Here is a 17,746-nt window from a genome sequence, read left to right as displayed (position 1 = left end):
GACCCCATCTAGTTAAAACTAATAAAGGTCAGTTTTTTATTATAAATTATTTAATTTAAAGTAATTATTTTTTATTTTTTATTATAATCTTTTACCCACATAATTACATCATCGTCAAATCTTTCTGTTAAATATTTGGGTTCTATAGATGAATAAAACTTAACAGAAGTTAATTTATTACCAATGAAAGAATACATGCAAACATCAAGATTCTTTTCTGGGAAGGTAACATCAGTTAATTCGTTATATGCAAAAGCAGATGATCCAATTATATCTACCCCACCAGGTATTACTACAGTTTTTAATACATTTTCTCTGAAGCAATTAAGAGGAATTTCTCTCAAACCATTAGGTATATCAACATGGCTTATTAAGTTATCCCTAAATGCACCATAACCTAATTCAGTAATATTTTTACTTAATTTTAAATTTGAAATATGATTATTAGCAAAAGCGTGATCTCCTACATACTTAACAGTATCAGGAAGCTCAACAGACTTTACTTTTAAATAACGGAAAGCTTGTTCTTCTATTCTTTCTAAGCCACTTTCAAAAGTTACAGATTCTAACTCTTTATTATATAAGAAACAGTTCGCACCTATTGTCTTTACAGATCCTGGTATTTCAATAGATTTTAACTTATTTGAGAAGAAACAACTATCACTTAGTTCAGTTAGATTTTTTGATAATTTAACTGATGTTAGCTCATTATCTCTAAAAGCACCTCTACCTATTGTTGTAACACTATCAGGAATACTTATACTACTTAATTTATTTCCGTAAAAAGCATCATGACCGATTTCTTTAAGAGTATTTGGAAGAGAGATAGAAGTTAGGTTACAAGCTAAAAACGCACTTCCTCCAATACTTTCTAAGTTTGCACTTAATTGAACTGAAGTTGCCTTTGATTCACTAAAAGCACCAGCACCAATTTTAGTAATTGTGTTTGGCATTTTTATAGAGTTAAATTCAGAAAATTCAAAAGCAGAAGCATCTATTTCTTTAACTGAAAACCCTTCTATTGTATCTGGAATTACCAGGTTTTCACCTCTATCAATATATGGTTGTTTATATTGAATAATTTTACCAGTAGCTTTATCGAAAGTATATTCACCTTGAGAAGGTGCTGACAATTTTTTAAGAGCTTTTTTAATTCTATCAATGGCCTCTTGACATTCAGATATTCGGCTCCATTGATCTAGTTTTTTTCCTCTTTCTATAGCTAAATCATAATCTTTTCGTTTCACCCTACTAGAATTTTTGTAAACATCAGAGTTTATGATATTATTCTGATCTTCTATTAAACCTCTTAATATTTTATAATAATCATCTTGTGTTTCTGGCTTAGTACCTGGAGTCTCAGGTTCAGTTCCAGGAGTTTCTGGTTCAGTTCCTGGTGTTTCAGGATCTGTGCCTGGAGTACCTGGTATATTAGGATTTTCTGTATCCTTGCCTGGAGCTTCAGGTTCTGTACCTGGCTTAGTTCCTGGTTTATCTTCTGGTTTATTATTATCTTTAGATGGCTTTTCATCAGTTTTTTCTTCTGAAGGATGCCAGAAATAATTATTAAAATAATTTCTACTAGAACTTGAAGATTTTTCAGCTTCCTTTACAGGAATACTATATTTACTTACATTAGCTTTAGGTTTTTCTTCAGTAGTTTTAGTTTTTTCTACTGGCTTATTAATATCTATTTTGCTTAATCTAGCAACTTCTTCACCTATATAAACAAGGTTAGATACTTCAGCTCTAGTAATTAAATTATTAGGTCGTAAAGTCTTGTCAGGATAACCACTAACAACTTTCTTTTCTAATAGACCAGCAACAGCTTCTTTATTTTTAACCAAATCTTTATCTGTAAATTGGTCTAGTGTAGTAATATTTCCCTTTACAGAATAAGCGAAAGCTAATAATCTAAAAGCTTCATCTCTAGTTATTTTTGCATTAGGGTCAATATTTGTAGCACTACTAATAATACCAAGTTCTTCAGCTTTAGTAAGGAACTTACTATACCACATTTTTCCATTATCCTTGCTGACATCAAGCTTTGTATCGTTGCTTAAAATTCTTATAACAAGAGATATAAACTCTGCATTAGTCATATTTTCTTGTGGCTTAAAAGTTCCATCTGGATAACCAGATAAGTAATTTTTGTTATAAGTCCAAGTTATTTGTTTTTTCGCCCAAAAATCATTTGCAACATCCTTTGTATCTGTCTTAGCAGCATAGATTGGCATTGATGTCATCATTACACTAGATAATAAGGAAGTTATAACTACCTTCTTAAATTTCATAAAATCTCCTTTTATATATATTTTCATGTTTATTTTTATTCTTGAAAGTTAATATATAGTCCACTAAGTTTATATATAATAATGTATACTTCCAAGAATAAAGCCTATATTTTCATTTTAAGTATATTGCATAGTATAGTCAATACTATAAACCATAAAAGTAACAAAAAATTAACAAATATATATTTTTAAAAATACTAATACTTAATATTCCTCTATTTCAAATTGATTACCATACATAAGATTATAAGAAAAAAGTAGTATTCAAAGAAAGGGGTATTCAAATGTCAAAAAATGTAGATTTTCAAAAGAAGTTGGCTTATGCAAAGTCAATAAATGTCCTAAATATTATTGAAGAATTTATTGAAGTTCACAAGGTTAGTGATGACAAATATGAGGCACTTTGTCCATTTCATCACGATACTTCTATGGGATCTTTTGTTATTAGTCCTTCAAAAAACATCTTTAAATGTTTTGCCTGTAATGAAACTGGTGACGGAATAGAATTTGTAAGAAAATATAAAAACTTATCTTTTGTTGACGCTATTGAGTATATTTGTAGCCAAAATAAAAATAAAGATAAGAATTATAAGGGTTCTGTCAAATATGTTCCAAAGCAGGAAGATGAAAAAACCTTACTAGCAGATGATAAGCTAGATACAGTCTATAGGATATTCTTAGATATGTGTAAATTATCAAAAAACCACTTAGATATGCTAAAAAATGAAAGACATTTAAGTAATGAAGAAATATCTAAAAGAATGTTTAGAACTATGACCAATAACAGAATTATTCCTAATTTTATAAGGAACTTAAAAGAGAAGTCAGATATATCTTTAGATGACCTTCAATGTGTACCAGGATTCTATTTTGAAGATGACGAATTAAAGATTGCTAGTAATAGGGGAATTATCATTCCAATATTTAATCTACACAATCAAATTATTAGACTTCAAATTAGACGAGATAAGGTTACAGAAAATAGGTCAAGATATGTTTGGTTTTCATCTTCCTTTATAAAAACTGGAATAGGGTCAGGAAATGCTTTAGATATTAATATGGATAGTTCATACAAATTATCTAATCTATTTATAACTGAAGGAGTTTTTAAATCATTAAGTATTGGCAAATATTTAAAATGTCCTTGTATTTCACTACAAGGAGTAAATGCAATTAAGGGTTTAGATGAATTTTTAATAGAATACAATAAGATATATCCTATTAAATCAATTGTAATAGCCTTTGATAGTGATATTCAGTCCAACAAGGCAGTAAAGAAGGCTCAAAATAACTTAATTAAAATGATTCAAGAAGTTTGCTCTGTAAATATTTTTCAAGCTCAATGGCAAGAAGAAGATGGTAAGGGCATTGATGACTTATTTAACAACAAGACTGGTAAGATAAATTTTACCAAGATTAGTTAAGGCATTTACTAACAAAAAAGAGTGGGGATTAGTTTAGGCGACCAAAGCCAAGCTAGTCCTCTTTTTTGTGTTTATTTTTATATGCACTTGAGTTGGCATTTGGATGAGGCTTAACAAGGGATAGTGTTTACATTAGAACAAGTCATAAAAGTTAGAATCCTTCCCAATAGAAATTTTAAGCAGCCTTTATTACATAAATTATTCCACCAACTTCTAAGCCAGTAAATAAGAGTCTTACAAAGATTAGCCCAGAAGAAAAACCAGTAAAAACAGAAGATGCAAAGACTAAAACAAAAAAGAAGGCAAGTCTATATATGAAAAGCCAGCCTCCCAATCTACTTCTTTTTTACAGTAAGTGTTAGATACAAAAATAAACTACATATCAAAGCTAGTAAAATCAAAGCTTATAGGTGTCGTAAATATATTTGGCCTTTTTGCAGAGATTTCTTTTAATAAGAGTGCATCTTCAATAACTTTTATCTTGTCTGGACTTTGTTAATATGACAATAGAGATGAGATAATAAGGGTTTTACCACAGGAGGATAATTATGATTAAAACATATATACACATACCATCTAATAACTTTGAAATTAGTGGACTAGTTATCAAGGGTAAAGATGGAGCAATAATGTTAGAAGAAAAAATATCTAAAATATTAGCTAGTGAGGGTAAGGAGGCTTATTTACCCAACACCTATCTTAACCAAGACTTATCCCTTTTAAGCTCAGAAAATCTCATAAACAAAGACTTAAAACGAGCAATAAACAAAGAAAAGATGAAATCTTGTCAAGAGATATGGGTTTGCTTCTTTGAACTTCAATATTTTTTAGATGAAGAAACTATGGACATTATCAAAGAAGCATTGGACTTAGGTCTTGAATTATACTTCATACCCTTTGAATACCTAACCCAACTCATTAAATGATTCAGTTAGGTTTTCAAAGAAAAGAGAAAAGGAGTAAATAATATGCCAGAAATTAAATCTTATGTATATATACCAGAAGCACTTTTAAGTAACTTAGTAGGACTTGAAAGGGTAATGGGTTTGTATCTACAAGCAAATAATAGGATACCAATTTTACCAAAAACCTTAATTGACAATAGCGAATATGATATGCTATTTGCAGACGGACAAGATACTATTGAAAGAGAGAAATCTTTAATAGATTCTTGCGATGAATTTTGGGTTTGCTTTGCCGTAGGCACAGACCCTCAAGATGAGGAATGTAAGGAACTTATGAAAAGAGCTTGTGAAAAGAAAAAAAGAATTGTCATAATGAGTAGACAAGAGATAGAATCTTTAGTAGAGGCTGTCAATAAGGAAAATAGTGAATTATTAAACTAGATTGTGTCTTAGGCACAATCTTTTCTACATATAAGAAGAAAGGATAGATTTCATGACAGGATATTCAGGAAAAGATATAAAGGTCTTAAAGGACTTGGAACCAGTTAGACTAAGACCTGGTATGTATATCGGTTCTGTTGGCAAAGATGGTCTACATCACCTAATTTGGGAAATATTAGACAACTCTCTTGATGAGTTTTTAGCTGGCTTTGCTGACACTATAAAAATTACGATGGATTTAAAAGAGAATAGGGTTACTATTAGGGATAATGGTAGAGGTATTCCCATAGACAAGATACCAGAAGAAAAGAAGTCAGCCTTGAGAGTAATCCTTTCTACCCTTCACGCAGGGGGTAAATTTAACAACAATAATTATCACTTTGCAGGAGGTTTACACGGGGTTGGCTCAAGTGTAGTTAATGCCCTATCTAAATCTTTTGAGGCTAGGGTATATAAGGATGGACAAATTTATCAAGATACCTATGCCTTTGGTAAACCCCTTACTACCCTATCCCAAGGCGAAATTAAACCAATAGGTAAATGCCCTAAGTCAGAAAAGGGTACGGAAATTTCTTTCATACCAGATGATACTATATTTCCTGAAGTAAGTTTCGAGATTGATAGGGTAAAAGGGAGATTAAAAGAATTATCCTACTTAAATAAGGGTTTGACCTTGATATTAAACTTAACTAACCTTGAAAATCACGAAGATGAGGAATATATCTATAAGTCTGATGAAGGACTCAAAGGCCTAATCGAGTCGGATATAAACTTAGAGATAAGTGAAGGTACAAGTGAGATAACTGACTTGTTAGAAATTCCTGTGCTTTCTAATCCCGATGATCCTAATGAAAATCTATTTATCCAGATTTATTTGCAATACCTAGACGAAGAAGATGAGAAAATCAAATCTTATGTTAATAATATTGCAACTCTTGAGGCAGGAACTCACGAACAAGAATTTAAAGCCTCTTTAACTAGGTTGTTAAACCAATACGCAAAAGACTTAAACATTAATAAATCTAAGAAAAACTATTCTGGAGATTTAATTAGGTCAGGACTTAGGGCAGTTATCAATGTAAAAATGGCACACCCTTCCTTTGTAGGTCAAACTAAGTCCAAGCTAGAAACCCCTAATGAAAGAGGAAACTTTAATGTCTTAATTAGTAGGCAATTAGAATTTTTCTTTGATAGGAATAGGGATAGTTTAATAGAAATCTTAAACCATATTAGAGAAGTTGAAAGCCTTAAAAAGAAGAATACTAATCTTAAAAAGACAAAGATTAAAAAACTTTTAGCAGAGGCTAATGGCAAGTTGGCTGTCGCTACATCTAAACGCCCTCAAGAAAAAGAGTTGTTCTTGGTTGAAGGAGATTCAGCTGGGGGTTCTGCAAAAATGGCTCGTGATCGAAAGACCCAAGCAATATTACCATTAAGGGGTAAGGTTTTGAATGTTGAAAAGACGGGTTTGGATAGGGCTTTAAAAAATCAAGAAATAGCAACAATTATACAAGTCCTAGGTGCTGGATATAAAGAACATTTTAATATAAATGACTTGAAATATCACAAGATAATTATTATGACCGATGCCGATGTTGATGGCGACCATATTAGAAGTTTATTAATAACTCTATTTATTAACTTCTTTCCAGAAATTATAGAAAAAGGACACCTATACGCAGCATTACCTCCTTTATACAAGGCTGGAGATAAATATTTATATAATGACAAGGAACTTGAAGAATATTTAAAGAAAAACAAGGTAAGCCATGTATCTAGGTTCAAAGGTTTAGGAGAAATGAATCCAGAGCAACTGAAGGCTACAACTATGGATATAAAGACTAGAAAATTAAAGCAAATCACAGTTGAAGATTTAGCAGAGGCTAAAAAGATAACTGAAGATTTAATGGGTAAAGATTCAGCTCTTAGACGAGATTTACTATTTTCATAAAGAGCAAGTACCAAGAAAAAAGAAGGCTTTTAAAGATATGCACTAAAGTTTTATAGCCTATCTGCCCTCTTTTTTCCAGTAGATGTATAAGGAGATTTTTATGGGAGATATATTAAAAATTAACTTTCAAGATGAGCTTGAAAATTCATATAAGACTTATGCAAAAGCAGTAGCCATAGATAGAGCCTTGCCAGACATAAGAGATGGACTCAAGCCAGTACAAAGAAGAATTTTATACTCTATGTATAAAAATGGAAATACAAATGATAAGCCATATAGAAAGTCAGCAAGGATAGTTGGCGATGTAATGGGTAAATACCATCCTCATGGTGATTGCCTAGATTCAAGCACTAAATTATTTTTAGCCTCTGGCGAAATAAAGACAATAGAAGAAGTTTACCAAGAGGGCAAGGATGTAGATATAATTGCTTATGATGTAAAAAATAAAACTTTCTGTATAAAAAAGGCTCATCATTTTAGGATAGGTCAATATACAGATAAGGTATATAAAATATCCTTAAATAACCAAGGTGAGATTAGAGGTACTAATAATCACCCTATTTTATTAAATAATGAAAACTACAAAAAAGCTGAAGATTTAGAAATTAAGGACAAGCTCTTAGGTAGAATATTAAATCTTAAAGATTTTTCTACAAAGGCTATTGATAATCTTCAACTTACTGAATTAGAGGTTTTTATAACAAATATTGAAATCCTAGAGGTAAATCAAAGACCTATGTATGATTTTACAGTTGTTGACTTAGAAAATATGATGATTCCAGTAAGTATCAACGACAATAGTATATCTTTGGTTTGTGTTCACAACTCTAGTATCTATGAAACTATGTGTAATATGAGTCAAGATTATACTATGAATTATCCTTTTATAGATGGTCAAGGAAACTTTGGGTCTATTGACGGTGATTCACCTGCTGCTATGAGATATACAGAGGCTAGGTTAAATAAGACTTCTCTCTTAGCCTTATCATCTTTAAATAAGAATACCGTAGACTTCATACCAAACTTTGACGGGTCTTTGCAGGAACCCGAAGTTTTACCCAACATCCTTCCCAACCTACTCCTAAATGGTTCATCAGGGATAGGAGTTGGAATAGCTACAAATATTCTTCCCTTTAATTTAAAAGAACTACTAGATGCTTCGATTAAATTAATTGAAAGTCCAAATTGCAGAGATTCAACCCTATTTAATATTATAAAAGGCCCAGATTTTCCAACTGGTGCAATTTTAGATCCAAAGGATATAAACAAGGTTTATGAAACTGGTAGGGGAAGTTTTGATATTTATGCAAAAATAAATAAGACTAAAGGAAATTTAGTTATAAGTGAGATTCCTTATACTTATTCAGGTAACAAGTTAGATCTAATCCAAGAAATTATAAAAGCAGTCGACTCTGGAAAAATAACTGAAATCGTAAGTATAGAAGATAGGTCAGCTAAGGATATTGAGATATTTTTAAAATGTAAGGCTTCATCTAACTTAGACCAAGTAATCACTAAACTATATAAATATACACCTCTAAAATCCTCTGTGACCCTTAATTTTACTGGGGTTTTAAAAGACGAGATAAAAGAGTTTAATCTTCGTGAATATTTAGAGATTTATGTAAACTTTATTAAAGAAATCAAAAGTCGTGAATGGAAGTTCGACTTAGGAAAACTTCTTGACAGGCAAGAGATCCTACATGGTTTAATCTATGCTACTGAAAACATCGAGCTTATAATTGAGATTATTACTAGGTCTAAGGATAGGGATTCTGCTAAGGCTTGTATGATAGAAGGTAAAACTAAGGGGATTAAGTTTAAAACTAAAACCTTAGAAAATAGGGCAAGTAAACTTAGGCTGTCAGAAGCTCAAGCAGAGGCTATTCTAACTATGAGGTTACAAAGTCTTATTGGCTTAGAAACTTTAAAACTAAGAGAAGAATTAAAGGATAAGGTAGCTAAAATTAAAGACTTAAATAAACTTTTAAGTTCAGAAGCTAATCAAAATGCTGAAATAATTAAGATATTAAGAGAACTTAAAAAGCTAGATACTGGAAGAAAGACAGAAATTTCTGAAGATATTGGCAAAAAAGTCGATAAAATAATTATTCAAACTGAAGAAAAAGAAGTTATTGACTTGGTATTTTTATTAGACTCTCTTAATTATGTAAAAATATTGGACATATCAAATTACAATAAATTACCAGACAAGGATGATTATAAGAAGATAGATATTAAGTCTAATGAAAGACTAGCAATCTTTGATAACTTTGGAGATTGTTATTTTATAGATTTTGACAAGATAAACTTAGCCAGCTTTAAAAATTCAAAGGAACCTTTAGAAAACTTAATCAATTATGATAAAAAATTAAAGATTTCTATTAGGTTAATAATTAAGGAAGAAGATTTATTTAAAGCAGAACTCTTAATTATAACTAAGAATGGCTTTGGCAAGAGATTAAGTGGAGAAGTCTTTAAACCAAGTGGCAAGTCTAAATTTAAGAAACTAAAAGCTTCAAATCTTGATAATGATGATGAGATAATTTTCGTTCAACCTTTAGAAGGGGTTGAAGAAGTTGAAGTAGAAAGCGATAGTCGAATATTAAGACTAAAAGTTGATGAAATATCCCTTCAAGGTAAGCAAGCCAGAGGAAATATTTTGATGAATAAAAAATATCTTCCATTGTCCTACGCTACAACCTCTAAAGACAAATTTAGAGCAAAGAGGGTAGGGCGTAGAGGAGGAGCTGGTAGTAAAAAGTAAAGTTTAGTCCTTACATTTACTAGCAAAAAGAAAGAATATATATAGACCTACTTGGGTTGGTAAGACCTAGGTGGGTCTTTCTTTTTGGCTTGTTTTGGCTGAAGTTTGTGAAGATAATTTAGCTGCGTTCTAGGGTAGCGTTTACATTAAGACTTGTTTTAAAAGTTAGAAAAGCCTCAGCTTAAAATAGCTCACCGTGCCATGAACACTCTCGTCTTATGAAGTATCTATTAAAAATGCAGAAAAACAGACAGGGAATAATCCTATTTTAACCCATTTACTAGTCAACTTAAAAATAAAAAAGGTTAACCAGTAGGCAGGACTTTAAGTTGAATATCACAATGAGTAAACAAAAAAGAAGGCAAAACTTAGCCAGCCTTTCCAAGCCTTTAAATCTACTTCTTTTTTGCAGTAGATGTTGGCAGATGTGGTTTATACTCATCTTATTCCCCTTGATTACTATTAATATAAAAATATGAAATAGGAGGACAACAACTATGCTAAATAATTTTATAACTTACGACACAGGGATTTCAGAAGAAAATAAGAAAGAATTGAAATCTTTTCTTAACAGTATTACAAACAACTATATTGTAGATCTACAGGAAAATATCATAGACAAGATTAATTTTACTGCAAAAAGAGAAGGCATTAGTAAAAAAGAAGCTTGGGAAAAACTTAAAACAGAAACATTAATAGGAGCAAAATTTGGTACTTATGATATTAAATTTGCAGGAATAGTTACTATTCAAAAGGGAAGATTCTATTTTCTAACTGATAATTATACTATTGTTAATAGGTATCTTGATAAAAACAACATAAAAAAAGTAGGTGGATTATCTACTATATATGGATTAGTAAGTCTTGAAGAAGATTTTGCTATTCTTGTTGAAAGTATAGATGAATATTTTGAATATGACTATAAAGAGGAGAACTTAGGATAAGTTCTCTTTTTTTTAATATTTATTAAGTTCTCATAGATTACCTTATACAAAGAATAAAAATACAGTAGTAAACAAAATATTAGGAGGTATTTATATGAGAAACGAGAATCTTAAAACTATAGCTCAATCAGGTGTAGTAGTAAACATTAAACTTAGGGGTGGAGAAGCAAAGATTGCAGACATCAGCTCTCAAAGTTTACCAGGTGCTGCTAAGTTTTATAAGGATTTCAAAAATCCAGGATATATAGCTGTCCTTGGTAAAGAAAATACAAAGCTATTTAAAAATATCAAGACTAGAGTTAGAAAAAGACTTGACGATTTATCCATAGCTCTTAACGGCACATTTATGTTGTTAAGCGATTATGTTGAATACAGAAAGTTTTTTGAGGAGCAAAGGGTTGAATATTTTAATCTTTTAGAAACTGTTCTAGCTTCTTATGATAGCTTAAAAGAAAGTTTTCTTAATGAAACAGCTTCTTATCTCAATGGATTAATTCCAAAAACAATTAGCCAAGAAGAAAAAGAGGAATATGAAAGAAGAAATAAGTATATACTTCAAAGGTATGAGGAAAGTTATCCAAGTATGGAAGAAATTAGAGGACAATTCTCTTTTGAATGTAATGTTCAAATGATTTCTTATAATACTCCAGAATCTTTAAATGTTGATGGATACTTAGATGAAGAAGAAGCTAGAGAATTGCTTGATATACTTAATGACTCTATGGATGATTCTTATAATGATATTTATAATGACATAATTTTCAATATGTTTGATCAAGCTTTTGTACTTGGACAAAAAAATGCTTTATCTATTAATACTGCTATTCAGTCAGGTAAGGCTATGAAAATTACAACAAATAAAAATATCAATTATGCTTACCAAAGAGTTATAAAGAGTAATTTTATTCAAGATGACACTCTAACTGAACTAGCAAGTAAACTTGAAGAACTTTTAGCATGTGCTAATGAAGATGACTTATATCAATTCGTAGACCAAAACGAAATGTTTGTAGGTTATGTAATTAAAACTGCAAAGGAATTAGGTTTTTATGATAACCTAAAAGTAGATCCAAAGGCTGATGAAGTCTTAGATCTAGCATATATTGAAAGTATATATGCGTAATTAAAGAAGATAGGCAATTTAGCCTATCTTTTTTTTGTTTATATTTAAAGATTTCAAGTTGATTACTAACTACATAAGTAAAAAACATAGTAGTCCGTCAAATAAAAGGGCGAATACAAAATTTAGGAGGAACACAATATGAAAACTTATGACGAATATCAAAGTATCCAAGATTTCTTAGAAAGTCTTTACGATACTGAGGATGAAAGTACAGACAAACTATATGATAACAAGTTACTTATGGATGCCTTACGAGGTCAAATTAACTTGTTTTTCAGAGATTTGGATTTACAAGAACCTATGAAAGTACAGATCAATCCTTTCGGACAATCTTATACTAATGGTGAAAAAATTACCATTGGGTTACCTCACGAGTTAGAGAAATATAAGTTAAGTGTAAGATATGCTTTTTTAGAAGCAATATTGGCTCACGAAACCCAACATGTTAAATCTTCTGACTTTAAGTGTTTTGGAGATATGGATGAAATTATTGAACTATTTAAAGAGGAACTTGTAAGACAAGGTAAAAATCCAGACAATTACGATACAGAAGTAGCGAAAAGTTTTTATCACTATATTCTAAATGTAATTGAGGATGGCAGAATTGAGTATATCTTATCTCAAGATTATGAAGGTATAAAAAACAAGTTAAAAGTTCTAAATCTTGCTTTTTATGTAAATAATTTTCAAGATTCAGAATTTGAAAACAGATTAGGATTTGTACTTTCAAATCTTTGGATTTATTCAAAACTTAGACTCTTTAGTAAAGAGGCAGAGGATTATCCAAGTGACTGGTTGTATTTCATAGAAGAAATAGCACCTCATATAGATAAGGCGATTTATTCTAAGGATTTTAAGGTTTGTAGACAAGCTAGTATTGATATTTATAACACTTTACTAACTATATTTGTAGAAGATGTCATTAAAAATCATGACGAAAGACAGCTTGATAAACAAATGCTTAGAATGTTAAGAGATTTACTTGATAAATCTAAGGATGAATCTCACGAATGTCACGCTGCTAATAATACAATCCAAATCAATTCTGAAGATGAATCAGAAGAAGATAAGTCTAATGAGAATAAGAAAGATAACAAGGAACAAGAACAAAACAAAGAAAGTCTTAGAAAATTAGCAGAACAAATTAGAAAACAAATGGAAAAGAATGAAGAATCAAAAGAAGAATCAGACAAGGAATCTGGTTCAAATCAAGATTCAAATTCTAATAACCAAGAAGATTCTGAAGAAAAGGCTAAATCATCATCAACTTCTAATGAAGGTTCAGAAGAAGGCGAAGAATCAAATCAACAAGCTGATTCACAAGGTCAAGATTCTGAAGAAAATAGTGATGAAAATAAGACTAGGGGTGAAAATCAAGAATCTGAAAATCAAGATTCAGATGATAAGGCTCAAGAAAAATCAAAAGAAGCCAAGGGTCAAGGTTCAAAGAATGGTACTGAATCTTCATCAAATCAAGCTAATAATGAAGATGAAGGAGAAAATGCAAATCAAGAAAATGAGCAAGCTAAACAAAGTCAACAAGGTAGTAAAAGTAATTCAGGTGTTGGGTCTGGTAGTGTATCTAATATGTTATCAGATATTGCCAAAGACTTAGATAAAGAAGAAGAAACTGTTAATACGCTAAATAAACTTGAAGCACAAAGAGTAGATAATCTTGAAAGAGATTCCTTTATCACTAAAAGAGAAAAGGAAAGCATTTCTGAATACTATGGTACTGATATTAAACTTGAAAATGACAATATTAAAAACTTTATAACCCCTTCTTTACCTGATTCCAACCTCTTAGGGGCTTGTAACAGGTTCAAAAGCGATATGGAGAGAGTTTTTAAAGCTAATGAAAGTTATAGTCGAGTTGATAACCTAGAGTATGGAATGTTAGACACAGACGAGATTTATAGGGTCGGAATGGGTTCTAGGAATGTATTCTATGAAGAAGATTCCTTTGAAACTAGATCTTTTGCTATAAACATCTTATGTGATTTCTCTGGTTCTATGTGTACTTATGTTAATAGTGAAGGTAGTAGATTCAAGCACGCCTTGAAAGCATTGACACTTTTAGAATACGGATTAAAGGACTTTGTACCACTTCAAATAGCTGGATTTACAAATGATACATCATACTCAAGTGATGATGTAAGTCAAAAGCTAAACATCATTAAAAAGTTTAATGATAAAAGTTCAGGTAAAAAGACATTTTCTTCATCTGCTAATAGATATTTTGCACCAGATGACACTAATGCTGATTTTATAGCTTTAGATATAGCTAGAAGGCAGTTATTGAGAAGAAGCGAACAAGATAAGATTATGTTCATTATTTCAGACGGACTACCTTATAACATAGTTGGTAAGAACTCACCTTCTCATAAAAGCGAAGGATCTAATGATTTTAGTGTTGCCGATATGGAAACAGCTATAGCCAAGGTAAAACAAATGTCAACAGATATAGTTAAAAAGGGAATTGTCTTAATTCCAATTTTAATTCTTTCTAACGAATACAATGACCAAGGACAACTTTTGGCACATATCCAAAGAGAGAATGAATCATCAACAGAAAAATACATGGAAATGTATAACCACGATGGTATTAAACCAATTATATGTAAGGCAGATAATTTGGCACACAAGATGTCAAAGGAAATAAGCAAGATAGTTAATTTGTAAAACAAATTTATATATAGGTAGGAAACAAGAGAAGGCTAAAAACACCTTCTCTTTTTTTTATCTAATTTAGTAATTCCTAGAGATTACAAACAGTAGAAATCAATTATTGAAGGGAGTAATAATTATGAAAAGAAGTAACAAATTTAAAAGAAACAAAATTAAGAAACAAAGAGAAGCTAACAAGCAATATTACAGAGATAGATTTAATACTATCTGTAATACACTTGATAAGGGGAAAGAAGATATTATAAGCTTTTCCATCACAGATCACTTTGAAGAAAGATTTAAAGAAAGGGTAGACCACAATGCTAATAAGATGTCTATAAACAAGCTGTTACAAGATAATGCCGATAAGCTCGAACACATCTCTGACGATTATTGGATTATGGATGATGACCTAATTTTAGTTATGGCACCAGACCACAATAAATTTAGTCACGAAGATACTATAGTTTTAGTGACAACTCTAGGCCCAAAGGATAGAAACTTCCAATTATACAATGTTTTAATTAGTGAAGGAGCAAGTGGACTTAGAAAATTCCAAAGAGATTACGGTAAAATGGACATTTGTGTAGCTTAGCATCTACTAGCAAAAAGAAAGATTTATACAGACCTGCTTAGATTTATAAAATCTAGGTGGGTCTTTCTTTTTGGCTGAAGTATATAAAAGCAAATTGCTGCTGTATGGTGATGGAGGTTACATAATAACAAGTCTGAAAAGTTAGATTCTCAATATAAAATATTTGGCACGGCTTGCCAGATTTAGTTCTTGTTAGATGTGTCCATTAAAAACACAGAAAAAACAGACAGGGCTTAGACCAAAACAAAAAAGAAGGTAAATCCTAGTAAAACCAACCAAGCCTTCCAACCTACTTCTTTTTTGTAGTAAATGTATGCAGGATCATATAAAAAGAGCTAAAAGTAAAATGGCTTAAAATACACATTTATTAAGGCTTTAGGACAGATGTTTAATATAGATAGGGAGATTTTTGTGATTAGTAAATAGACAGGGAGGAGGTGCGAAAAGATGAGTGAAGAAATAACTATTGATGTAACAGTTACCAACTACATAAAACAAGGTCTTGGAGAAACTACTTTTAAAGCTAAGAGTAATGAATATAGAAAAATGCCAAATCCTTATATATTAGATTTCTTTGTTAGTGGATATATCCCAACAATAAATACTGGAGATACTTTAACTTTAAGGGGAAAATTTACTTCTAACACCAATTTCCAAATGACCTCTTTTATAAAAAGAGTAGAATCTGGCAAAAATAACCACATCAAAGTCTTAACAAAGACTAGAGGTGTAGGCCCAGTTATGGCAAGTAAAATAGTTGAAAACTCCTATCCTAATACTTTTGAAAAAATCTTAGAAGAAGGCTTTATTGAAGGTCTTGGCATTAAGAGTAAGATAGTTACTCGTCTTAAAGAAGAAGCCCTAGGTTATGTTGATTTTGCTGAAATCCAATTATTCTTAAATGAATACAACATTGAATTTAACGATATTTACAGACTTTACAATCGCTTTAAAGATAAGACCATAGAAAAATGTAAGGAAAATCCTTATATATTATTAGATGAACTTTATCTTGATTTTACAAGGGTTGACGCTATTGCTCAAAAGAACTATGCCTTCATCCCTGAAGATTTTAGGTTGCAAGGAGCAATCTTATCCTATATTCGTCAAATGGTTAAGTCTTATGGACATACCTTTGTTTATGAATCAAATATTAGAAAAAACTTGTCTAAATATCTAAAAGTTTACTCAGCCTCCAATAATAAAACCTCAACTTATGAAGGTCGGGAGGCTTACTTAGATATGAAGATAACAGAAGTCTTAGAATCTCTAGCAACTACTAGAAAGATAGTAATAACAAGAAATAAAGAGGTTTATTTGAGTTATTTGTTCAATCTACAAAATAAGGTTGTAAGAGAGCTAAAGCAAAAGACTAGTAAGATAAATGGATCCTTCTCAAAAAAGCAAGACAAAGACTTAGACAAATTTTTAGAATCATCTCCATTGTCTGATAATCAAAAAGAAGCCATTAGAAATGCCTTAAAATACAAGTTATCTATTGTAACTGGAGGGCCAGGAACAGGCAAAACCTTCACCCTAACTTACCTTCTCAAAGTTTTATCAAAATACAAACCCAAGAAAACAATCCAATTACTAGCACCAACTGGTAGGGCAGCTCAACAAATGGTTACTGTGACAAATTGCTTTGCAGAAACTATTCACAAAGCTTTAGGATTAAGCCAATACTTTGACTCTTGTAAGGAATCCCTTGAAGGTGATTATATAGTTATTGACGAATCTTCAATGATTGACTTAAAACTATTTTTGTGTATTTTAGAGTCTTTAAAAGAGGGAAGTCATTTAATTCTTTTAGGCGATGCCAACCAAATCAATTCTGTATCAGCAGGTAATGTTTTTAAAGACCTAATAGACTCTGAAAAAATCCCAGTAACTAGGCTAGACCTTATCTTTAGGCAATCCCAAAAATCTCTCATAATCTCCAATTCTCATAAGATAATATCGAAAGAGAAGGCTAGGGATTTAGAGTGTGATGATAAGTTTGAAATTAAGGATTCTACTATTTTAACTGAATTTAAAAGACTAGTAGATAAGCATGTTCCTATATCAGATATACAAGTTTTAACCTCTATGAATAAGGGTGATTTAGGTACTTGGACTCTCAATCCCCTAATTAAAGCCTATATCAATCCTCAACCAATTATTGCAGAGATTGGTTTGGGAGAAGATGTATCTTTGGGTGATAGGGTAATGCAAACTGTAAATGATTATGACGTAGATGTCTTTAATGGAGATATTGGTCATATTGTTAACTATGATGACAAGTATTTATATATAGAATTTCCCAATAAAGATATTAAGTATCCAAGAGAAAAACTAAACTATTTAACCCTAGCCTATGCAATCACTATTCATAAATCCCAAGGGTCTGAATTTCCCAGCGTATTAATTGCTGTAGATTATAACTTTGTCTTTAATAGACAGTTATTATATACGGGTGTTACTAGGGCAAAGAATAGGGTAGTCTTGGTTGGAAATAACAAGATTTACGATGAATTAGATAAGATTATTGAAAAAGAAGGAGCAAATAGAAATTCAACTCTAGCAAAAAGTTTTTAAGAAAAAAGGCAGAATCCTCTATATTTACCTGAAATCTCCCAAACTACTTTTTTTCTTT

Annotated in this window: 12 protein-coding genes; 10 read left to right on the top strand and 2 right to left on the bottom strand. The window is 30.9% G+C overall.

The window, feature by feature from the left end; translation table 11 throughout:
• Positions 1 to 71: 71 nt before the first annotated feature.
• Complete coding sequence (locus BIV18_RS10115) at positions 72 to 2,294, bottom strand: leucine-rich repeat protein (RefSeq protein WP_075660502.1); 2,223 nt, start codon at positions 2,292 to 2,294, stop codon at positions 72 to 74.
• A 284-nt stretch (positions 2,295 to 2,578) separates the two neighbouring features.
• Between BIV18_RS10115 and BIV18_RS10110 the strand changes: the two genes are divergently transcribed.
• Entirely contained in the window at positions 2,579 to 3,718 is a 1,140-nt protein-coding gene (locus BIV18_RS10110) for a CHC2 zinc finger domain-containing protein (RefSeq protein WP_075660501.1), read from the top strand.
• A 175-nt stretch (positions 3,719 to 3,893) separates the two neighbouring features.
• Here BIV18_RS10110 and BIV18_RS10725 read toward each other — a convergent pair whose 3' ends face one another.
• Positions 3,894 to 4,052 carry a hypothetical protein gene (locus BIV18_RS10725; protein WP_178385806.1) on the bottom strand — a complete coding sequence of 53 codons (159 nt, stop codon included), beginning with the start codon at positions 4,050 to 4,052 and terminating at the stop codon, positions 3,894 to 3,896.
• Between the two features lie 214 nt (positions 4,053 to 4,266).
• Between BIV18_RS10725 and BIV18_RS10105 the strand changes: the two genes are divergently transcribed.
• From BIV18_RS10105 to recD2, 9 genes are all read left to right on the top strand, one after another.
• A complete protein-coding gene (locus BIV18_RS10105) occupies positions 4,267 to 4,644 on the top strand; it encodes a hypothetical protein (protein ID WP_075660500.1) in 378 nt (125 codons plus the stop codon).
• 42 nt (positions 4,645 to 4,686) lie between these two features.
• Entirely contained in the window at positions 4,687 to 5,064 is a 378-nt protein-coding gene (locus tag BIV18_RS10100; RefSeq protein WP_075660499.1) for a hypothetical protein, read from the top strand.
• 52 nt (positions 5,065 to 5,116) lie between these two features.
• Positions 5,117 to 7,015 (top strand): DNA gyrase/topoisomerase IV subunit B, encoded by a 1,899-nt coding sequence (locus BIV18_RS10095; RefSeq protein ID WP_075660498.1) that lies wholly within the window; start codon positions 5,117 to 5,119, stop codon positions 7,013 to 7,015.
• Between the two features lie 100 nt (positions 7,016 to 7,115).
• On the top strand, positions 7,116 to 9,782 hold the full coding sequence (locus tag BIV18_RS10090) for a DNA gyrase subunit A (protein ID WP_075660497.1): 2,667 nt from the start codon (positions 7,116 to 7,118) through the stop codon (positions 9,780 to 9,782).
• Between the two features lie 497 nt (positions 9,783 to 10,279).
• On the top strand, positions 10,280 to 10,726 hold the full coding sequence (locus BIV18_RS10085; protein WP_075660496.1) for a hypothetical protein: 447 nt from the start codon (positions 10,280 to 10,282) through the stop codon (positions 10,724 to 10,726).
• A gap of 94 nt (positions 10,727 to 10,820) precedes the next feature.
• A complete protein-coding gene (locus BIV18_RS10080) occupies positions 10,821 to 11,849 on the top strand; it encodes a hypothetical protein (RefSeq protein WP_075660495.1) in 1,029 nt (342 codons plus the stop codon).
• 138 nt (positions 11,850 to 11,987) lie between these two features.
• Positions 11,988 to 14,531: a hypothetical protein gene (locus BIV18_RS10075; RefSeq protein WP_075660494.1), complete on the top strand. Its 2,544-nt coding sequence runs from the start codon at positions 11,988 to 11,990 to the stop codon at positions 14,529 to 14,531.
• 124 nt (positions 14,532 to 14,655) lie between these two features.
• Positions 14,656 to 15,111 carry a hypothetical protein gene (locus tag BIV18_RS10070; RefSeq protein ID WP_075660493.1) on the top strand — a complete coding sequence of 152 codons (456 nt, stop codon included), beginning with the start codon at positions 14,656 to 14,658 and terminating at the stop codon, positions 15,109 to 15,111.
• A gap of 447 nt (positions 15,112 to 15,558) precedes the next feature.
• The gene (gene recD2 / locus BIV18_RS10065) at positions 15,559 to 17,688 is read left to right on the top strand and encodes an SF1B family DNA helicase RecD2 (protein ID WP_075660492.1); all 2,130 of its coding nucleotides are present in this window, start codon (positions 15,559 to 15,561) and stop codon (positions 17,686 to 17,688) included.
• The last annotated feature ends 58 nt before the right edge of the window (positions 17,689 to 17,746 follow it).

It is taken from the genome of Peptoniphilus grossensis, assembly GCF_001940285.1.
Taxonomy (GTDB): Bacteria; Bacillota; Clostridia; order Tissierellales; family Peptoniphilaceae; genus Peptoniphilus_A; species Peptoniphilus_A faecalis.
This window is presented reverse-complemented; position numbering and strand designations above follow the sequence as displayed.

What these genes read in the sequence shown, in the direction of transcription:
- BIV18_RS10115 (WP_075660502.1), bottom strand. Translation starts at nt 2,294, where the DNA reads ATGAAATTTAAGAAGGTAGTTATAACTTCCTTATTATCTAGTGTAATG.
- BIV18_RS10110 (WP_075660501.1), top strand. Translation starts at nt 2,579, where the DNA reads ATGTCAAAAAATGTAGATTTTCAAAAGAAGTTGGCTTATGCAAAGTCA.
- BIV18_RS10105 (WP_075660500.1), top strand. Translation starts at nt 4,267, where the DNA reads ATGATTAAAACATATATACACATACCATCTAATAACTTTGAAATTAGT.
- BIV18_RS10100 (WP_075660499.1), top strand. Translation starts at nt 4,687, where the DNA reads ATGCCAGAAATTAAATCTTATGTATATATACCAGAAGCACTTTTAAGT.
- BIV18_RS10095 (WP_075660498.1), top strand. Translation starts at nt 5,117, where the DNA reads ATGACAGGATATTCAGGAAAAGATATAAAGGTCTTAAAGGACTTGGAA.
- BIV18_RS10090 (WP_075660497.1), top strand. Translation starts at nt 7,116, where the DNA reads ATGGGAGATATATTAAAAATTAACTTTCAAGATGAGCTTGAAAATTCA.
- BIV18_RS10085 (WP_075660496.1), top strand. Translation starts at nt 10,280, where the DNA reads ATGCTAAATAATTTTATAACTTACGACACAGGGATTTCAGAAGAAAAT.
- BIV18_RS10080 (WP_075660495.1), top strand. Translation starts at nt 10,821, where the DNA reads ATGAGAAACGAGAATCTTAAAACTATAGCTCAATCAGGTGTAGTAGTA.
- BIV18_RS10075 (WP_075660494.1), top strand. Translation starts at nt 11,988, where the DNA reads ATGAAAACTTATGACGAATATCAAAGTATCCAAGATTTCTTAGAAAGT.
- BIV18_RS10070 (WP_075660493.1), top strand. Translation starts at nt 14,656, where the DNA reads ATGAAAAGAAGTAACAAATTTAAAAGAAACAAAATTAAGAAACAAAGA.
- recD2 (WP_075660492.1), top strand. Translation starts at nt 15,559, where the DNA reads ATGAGTGAAGAAATAACTATTGATGTAACAGTTACCAACTACATAAAA.